Below are 2064 nucleotides of genomic sequence, written 5' to 3'. Positions count from 1 at the left end.
GGCGAGGACGGCGAGGAAGTGGTCCGCGGCGTCGGCGGGCGGCACGGGGCGCAGGTCGTCGAATCCGCCGCCGGGCGCGACGAGTTCGCCGGGTGCGAGCCGCCGGACGCTGCCGTCGTCGAGGTGGACGGTGTTGTCGGCGAAGCCGAGGAGTTCGTCGGCCCCCTGGTCGTTGGAGGTCAGCCAGATCCGCCGGCCGGGGAGTGTGCGGGCGAGTTCGCGCAGCACGGGCAGCGGCATGGCGGCGCTGACGCCGGTGACCTGGGCGGTGACCGGCAGGTCGGCGAGGAAGGGGCCCAGCGCGTTGAGGAAGCGGCCGAACGGTTTCATGCCGAGCGGTGCCACCGTGCGGGCCAGGCGGGTCAGTTCGGCCGGGTAGACGAACGGGCCGGCGAACGCGATGCCGTACCGCTCGAGCATCTGCTCGGTCTGCCCGTAGGAGGCGGTCAGGCGGATCCCGAGCCGCTCCAGCAGGTCGACGGAGCCGAGGCTGGAGGTGTAGGCGCGGGAGCCGGTCTTGACGACCCGTACGCCGGTGGCCGCGGCGGTGACCGCGGCGGCGGTGGAGATGTTGAAGGTGGCGGGTCCTCCGCCGGTGCCGACGATGTTGACGGTGCCGGGCCAGGGGCCGGGCGGGGGCGTGGTTCTGCGCTCCCGCAGGGTCTCCAGCAGGGCGTCGAGGGTCTGGTGGCCGGGGAGGCTGGTGGTCAGGGAGGCCAGCAGGGCGACGGCCTGCTCCTTTTCGAGCGTGCCGTCACCGAGCCGGTCCCACAGTGATCGCCAGGTCTCGCGCTCGGTCACCGGGGCGCCTGCGAGCAGGCCGGTGAGCGCGGGATGCATGGCTAGCTGCTCACCCCCTGGCGGGCGTCCTCGATGAAGGCGTCGATGGCGCGCACGCTGCGGAAGTTGTCGGGGTCCAGGTCGGCGTCGCCGACGGCGAGCTGGAAGTGGTCCTCGACCCAGGCGATGAGCTTGAGCACGCCGAGGGAGTCGATGACGCCGTCGGAGAGCAGGTCGTGGTCGTCGGCAAGCTCGTGGACACCAAGGTCGGGCAGGAATTCCTCGATGACGAACTTCTTGATGGTGTCGTTGTGGCTCATGACGTCCTTCCTTGGACTGGGATCGGTTCGTGCGGTCGGCCGGGCGCGGCGCGTCCGACCCGTCGGGTGGTGGCGGGGGGCCGTTGTGCGGCGGTGACCCGCCGGGCGGCGGGGGCGGGCGTGCCGGTCCGGTGCCGGGTGCCGCGGACGGTGGTCCGGGTGTCGCCGGCGCGGCCGGTCAGGTGGAGCAGGCCGTCGGCGTCGCGGCGGGCCAGGTCGCCGGTGCGGAACCAGGTGCGGCCGTCGTCGGCGCCCAGGGGGTGGGCGGTGAACGGGTCGCGGTGGGCGGTGCGGCCGAGGTGGCCGGGCGACTGGAAGGGGGTGGAGACGTACAGTTCGCCGGTGCCGGGGCCGTGGACGGGTGTGCCGTGGGCGCCGATGAGGAGGGTCCGCACGCCGGGCAGGGGCAGGCCGACGGGGACGGGCGGGAAGACGGCGGCTCCGGGGCCGGTCTCGTGGACGAGGCTGGGGCCGGTCTCGGTGCAGCCGTAGAGGTTGGTAAGGCGTGCGCCGGGGAACAGGCGCGGCAGCGCGGCGACGGTGCGGTCGGGCAGGGCGCGGCCGGTGAGCACGGCGTGGCGGACGCCGTTCAGGGTGGTGCCGGCGGCGCGGGCGGCGTCGGTGAGCGGCCCGTAGAGCGTGGGGCGGGCGGCCACGACATGGATGTCGTGGGTGGTGAGGAGTTCCAGCAGGGCGGTGGTGTCCGCGGCCCGGCCGGGTTCGGCGAGGACGACGGTGGCGCCGGCGGCGAGGGGGGTCCACAGGTCGAGGAGGCTCGAGCCTGCGGCGAGGGTGCCGGCGCCGAGGACGGTGGTGCCGGGGCCGATGCCGAAGCGGCGGGCGGCCCAGGTGGTGAAGCGGTCCACGGCGGTGCGGGCGAGCGGCACGATCCGGGGCGGCTGCTGCGGCTGCGCGCCGAGATGAGGCTGCCCGGCCTGGCCTGGCTTGAGCTGCGCGTGGACAC

The 2064-nt window shown here is 74.8% G+C and carries 3 protein-coding genes; all 3 read right to left on the bottom strand.

What is annotated here, in order from left to right; translation table 11 throughout:
• Nucleotides 1–840: hypothetical protein (locus ACWGH4_RS34585; RefSeq protein WP_453467806.1), on the bottom strand; the 840-nt coding region annotated here is incomplete at its 3' end.
• 2 nt (nt 841–842) lie between these two features.
• Entirely contained in the window at nt 843–1100 is a 258-nt protein-coding gene (locus ACWGH4_RS34580; protein ID WP_159682266.1) for a phosphopantetheine-binding protein, read from the bottom strand.
• Nucleotides 1097–2064 (bottom strand): AMP-binding protein (locus tag ACWGH4_RS34575; protein ID WP_453467804.1); only part of this gene is annotated, 968 nt, incomplete at its 5' end. The genes ACWGH4_RS34575 and ACWGH4_RS34580, both read right to left, overlap by 4 nt.

The organism is Streptomyces sp. NPDC054847, assembly GCF_053610925.1.
This window is presented reverse-complemented; position numbering and strand designations above follow the sequence as displayed.

What these genes read in the sequence shown, in the direction of transcription:
- ACWGH4_RS34580 (WP_159682266.1), bottom strand. Translation starts at nt 1,100, where the DNA reads ATGAGCCACAACGACACCATCAAGAAGTTCGTCATCGAGGAATTCCTG.